Here is a 4,157-nt window from a genome sequence, read left to right as displayed (position 1 = left end):
AAATGAGGCAGGCGATCGCCGATCGCCTGCACCGTGCCAATAACCAACTCGGAATGCAATCAACTGTTGAAGAAGACAGCTACTGAGAATTTTTCTTTCCGATAAGAGCTAAATATAGCGAATGTGTCATGAGGGGCAATGGAATTCCTAAAACCATTGCCCTGCAATGCTTTCAGCTTTCAATGTCGTTTGCCTTTTTGAACTGATTGAGCCTAAGTCTGTAGAGGCTGAAATTCTTATGGATAAGAGGAAAGAGAGCTAGCTTGCCCCCTACATGAAAGGCGTTTGTGACTTGCATTACTCGCACAGATGGAAATGATCACTAGCTAGTTGACCGCTTAATCACTTGATGCAACGGCTGAATCTCCGATATTAGAAGTGTTGATGTTCTGCACAGGATGATGTCAGCCCAAGCTACTCTCTCGCGACCCAATATCGAGCAGACTCTTGAGCAAATCCTTGCCTCTCAGGAAATTACCCTCAACGATCAGCGTTGGTTAATATCAGTGTGCTTTGAGGGTTCTCTGAGTCCTCAACAAGAGTATTTAGTTAACCAAGTATACGAAGCTCTACGCAATGGATTGCTCCTAGTTGTCGAGGCAAAAGACAGATACAGCAACTGAAGGGGTGAGTGCGCTCGCTAAGATCGCCCTTCTGGTACATTGACTGTACCAACTCTTAGCCAGCTATGGAAAAAGTAAAACCCCATGATGACCCTGTAACTTATAGTGCTAGAGGAAAGATCTGTGGCATCTATCGACCCAGTTCAACAAACTTCCTTCAGGGTATCTTACTAACAGATGATGGTCTGAAAATTCCCGCAAAACTAACTAATGATGTAGCCACCCAACTCAAAGCGAATCGCGACTTACTGAAAGTTGCTCAAATTTGGAAGTGCTACCCACGTATTAATCCGCCTTTAGTCGAGCTGGTTAAGTTGAAGAGCGAAGCACAGACGGCTCAGGAGTTGAAGCGGAAGGGCGTGAATAAGTTCCGCGTCGTCGGACAGGTGGAAAACATTAAAGACCAAGAAGTCACGGTACTTATTAAACGAAATGAATTACCACCAGAAGGAGCGGAGACAACATTTACTCTGCCCCTTTTGGGAAATTTGTCAAGCGATACTGTCGGGCAGTTTTGGAAGTTTAATGTACGGCGTGAGGGGTGGGATTGGACTATTACTTCGGCGGATTTTGTTGCTCCCACACCGGAAGTTCTGAAACAACAGCTTAGTCAAAGGAAGCGTGTTCTTAGTGTTAGGATTACGGAGAAAGAGTTTCAGGCTTTAATCGCCTATGCTCAAAAATACCGCCAGAGCCAAACCAAGGTAGTTAGAGCGTTAATTCGGAAATTACCAACTTATGAAGCCGACCTCTAAACTGAAACAATCGCCCGACAGAAAATAAATTATATTGTTGATGAATTGAGGATAAATGCTACCCTGAACAGATTTAATGGGGGTAGAATAATTTGTGGAAAATATATCCAAATCTACCTATTTCTCCACTTGGCTAGTAAATGAGGTAGTTCTTCTCTAAATTTCCCTGCTACGAGACCAAACAACTTCTTTAAATTGCTGTTGAAGTTGAACTGTTGAAAGCTGTTGAAGGGGGCGAGAGCTAGCGTCGAAGGTTCATCACTGCCAGCCAGCTTTGGGCATAAGCCTTAAGATCTCTAGCTAGCTTAAGGTCAATCACTTGTTGTGCCTGAGGTCGAGTATTGGGAAAGTTAGGGTACATCTGATAGTTATTCCTGTAGTTACTGCGACATCCATAAACCTAATCCAGGGTATGCCCGTAGCGTCTCACCCGATCGGGTACTCTTACCTAAGCCCGAACTCGAAAGCACTTTCTTACCCCTCTGGAGGTAGCGATCGCGTCCTGGTATTTTGGCTTGCATTGGGATGCACCCCTGTTCGACACGAGTTCAAAGGAACTCTACGAGGCAACGGGAGGAAAACTTTCACAGATTGCTCTACCCTCTCCAAGAAAGCCTTCTTCAGCGATGGCACTGACGCTGGAGAACGAGGCGATTATTTTGATAAACCTCAAGGGTTCCCAAGTTGCGACTATCCAGCGTTCCATCCCATACCCAGTACTCGGTGTTAGCGTTCCTAAATTTAATGACCCGCACACCTTCGGTATACTTAACAGTTCCTCTCCCCAGATTGAGGTTGCCGTATTTGCTGCGAGATTGATAGGAAAAAGACTTATCTTGATACTGGCGTAGCGTGACGGTGTATTCACTACAGTAGTAGGTGCGCGACCAGGTAACTGGAGCACTGGCGGCAGCTGGCAAAGCTGCTGTAGTCAACCCAGTTACCAGGACAGCCGGTAGTGCAATTTTTTTGATTAGGTTACGCATGGTCGTTTCTCTTTGAATGAAGTTCAGTTGTTTACATCTTTGTCTACTCGTATAAAAATCCAATTCCTGAAGTGAGAGGCTATTTCAGTACAAAATCACCCCATTGGGTTAACTCAATTGGGTGAAGGGCTTCCTGACAAGGCAACGGGAGGGAAATGAAGCGATCGCTTTACTTTACTCGGCATAGGAATGAATTGATTGTGGGCGAGACTGTAGCAACCCTCGACCCCACATTCCGCACCCTCAACTGTCACATGGGCAGTAACTACCCAAAAGCGATCGCCATTTCCGCCAAGCATTAAGTAGAAATACTTATTAGCTCTAACCAAACCCAGCAGTTGACCGCCTTTCATCCCGCCGAAGACACCAGGCGCGGTACTCACATAAATGCTCGATATATCCGCGCTGGCTATAGCGGGGGACTTCCCGGCGAATGAGTTAACAGTTGGGCGTGGGTAAGTAGGCTTGTTTCCATCTTTACTTGCTTTACAAAATGCTATTCACGCCCTTTTTCACACCTCTGATGGCTTGGTGCAAGATGTGAGAAGAGACACTATCAGGAGGAATAGAATAAGCAGTACTAAAGGGTTCTGTATAAAAATTGAATTTTTGCTTTAAGATCAGCCAAAAAAAAGAAGGGCTATGCAATAAGTACCTTTTCCATAACCTTTTGGGTTCTGCTAACAATCTATACAACCATTCCAGTCCTAACTCACTTATCCACTTCGGCGCTCTCTTGATATTGCCCGCTTCAAAATCGATAGTCGCACCTATTGCCAGGAATATTTTAATGTTTGGTAGTTGATCTTTATACTTATATATAAATTTTTCTTGTTTTGGTGCTCCAACTCCTACGGCCAGTACTGTCGCGCCTGACTTGTTAATAAGTTCAACCAGTTTCAAGCATTCACTTTCATCTTTTTCAAATCCAAAAGATGGGGAGTGTGCGCCAACTACAATCCGTCTTCTGACTTTTGAATTAATCTTGTTTTGAGCTTCAATGGCTACTCCTTCGCGAGCGCCCAAAAGAAATATTTTTATATTTGCATCGCTTTTATAATACTCATAAAATGCAGGAAAAAGATCAGAACCTGAAATTTTTTCTTTGATAGGTGAACCCAAAAATCTAGAAACAAAAAACAATACTTTGCTATCACATAATTTGTAGGTAGCAGAATGATACACTCGAAAAAAATCTTGATCACTTTGTAGTTTCATCAAGTGATCGACATTAGGTGTGAAAACTATCCCACTCTTACATTTCTCTAAAAATTCTACCTGTGACAGGTTGTCAATTGTCACGTTGAGGATTTTCACTTGGCTCATCTGACTTAATTCTACCTTTGTGTACTTTTGAAAGTTTTTATTAGCGGAAATTCCTAATCTAAGCAAACAAAATTGTATACTTGCTAGGAGAATTGTTTCTAATATACGAATTTACTTGCTTTTCAATCAAGTAATAGTACGCGACTTTACTGTTTCTTTATTTTAGGTGAGGTAAGTTTAATGGTTCTTTATTCTTTTATTTGAGTTTTAGTTTGAGTACTAAGGGATTAGGTAAAAAGCCGCCGCAAGCATACCAGAGGGTTCAGGATGACAAATCCCCCTTTTGGAGGATTTGTGTAATTTATTACCCTTAGACAGAGGCTAATCACTGACAAACAATTTTTAAACCCCTCCTTACTGAGCCCCCGTGAGAAAGCCCAGTAGTTTTAGCCTTCTTGATGAACGTTTTATTTGTCGAGCAATTTCCTATTGCAACAACTCGGTGGGTGAAAGCGGAGCATTCGTTC

6 protein-coding genes are annotated in these 4,157 nt (G+C 42.9%); 2 read left to right on the top strand and 4 right to left on the bottom strand.

What is annotated here, in order from left to right; all coding sequences use genetic code 11:
- The first annotated feature begins 398 nt into the window (after positions 1 to 398).
- Positions 399 to 623 (top strand): hypothetical protein, encoded by a 225-nt coding sequence (locus tag HWQ37_RS31240; RefSeq protein ID WP_292754597.1) that lies wholly within the window; start codon positions 399 to 401, stop codon positions 621 to 623.
- A 65-nt stretch (positions 624 to 688) separates the two neighbouring features.
- Positions 689 to 1,378, top strand: coding sequence for a hypothetical protein (locus tag HWQ37_RS31235; RefSeq protein WP_292754594.1), 690 nt, complete (start codon positions 689 to 691; stop codon positions 1,376 to 1,378).
- A 380-nt stretch (positions 1,379 to 1,758) separates the two neighbouring features.
- On the opposite strand, the gene HWQ37_RS31230 is transcribed toward HWQ37_RS31235, so the two are convergent.
- The 4 genes from HWQ37_RS31230 to HWQ37_RS31215 form a co-directional block, all read right to left on the bottom strand.
- Complete coding sequence (locus HWQ37_RS31230; protein ID WP_292754592.1) at positions 1,759 to 1,899, bottom strand: hypothetical protein; 141 nt, start codon at positions 1,897 to 1,899, stop codon at positions 1,759 to 1,761.
- A 99-nt stretch (positions 1,900 to 1,998) separates the two neighbouring features.
- Positions 1,999 to 2,364 carry a hypothetical protein gene (locus tag HWQ37_RS31225; RefSeq protein WP_292754590.1) on the bottom strand — a complete coding sequence of 122 codons (366 nt, stop codon included), beginning with the start codon at positions 2,362 to 2,364 and terminating at the stop codon, positions 1,999 to 2,001.
- A 113-nt stretch (positions 2,365 to 2,477) separates the two neighbouring features.
- Entirely contained in the window at positions 2,478 to 2,747 is a 270-nt protein-coding gene (locus HWQ37_RS31220) for a hypothetical protein (protein ID WP_292754589.1), read from the bottom strand.
- Positions 2,748 to 2,850: 103 nt separating this feature from the next.
- A complete protein-coding gene (locus HWQ37_RS31215) occupies positions 2,851 to 3,690 on the bottom strand; it encodes a WecB/TagA/CpsF family glycosyltransferase (protein ID WP_292754586.1) in 840 nt (279 codons plus the stop codon).
- Positions 3,691 to 4,157 lie beyond the last annotated feature (467 nt).

It is taken from the genome of Nostoc sp. NMS4 (assembly GCF_017115095.1).
Classification (GTDB): Bacteria; Cyanobacteriota; Cyanobacteriia; order Cyanobacteriales; family Nostocaceae; genus Nostoc.
The sequence above is the reverse complement of the archived record's forward strand: the minus strand, read 5'-3'. Positions and strand labels throughout refer to the sequence as shown.

Excerpts from the sequence above, each read along its gene's own strand:
- HWQ37_RS31240 (WP_292754597.1), top strand. The coding sequence starts at position 399 with ATGATGTCAGCCCAAGCTACTCTCTCGCGACCCAATATCGAGCAGACT.
- HWQ37_RS31235 (WP_292754594.1), top strand. The coding sequence starts at position 689 with ATGGAAAAAGTAAAACCCCATGATGACCCTGTAACTTATAGTGCTAGA.
- HWQ37_RS31230 (WP_292754592.1), bottom strand. The coding sequence starts at position 1,899 with ATGCAAGCCAAAATACCAGGACGCGATCGCTACCTCCAGAGGGGTAAG.
- HWQ37_RS31225 (WP_292754590.1), bottom strand. The coding sequence starts at position 2,364 with ATGCGTAACCTAATCAAAAAAATTGCACTACCGGCTGTCCTGGTAACT.
- HWQ37_RS31215 (WP_292754586.1), bottom strand. The coding sequence starts at position 3,690 with ATGAGCCAAGTGAAAATCCTCAACGTGACAATTGACAACCTGTCACAG.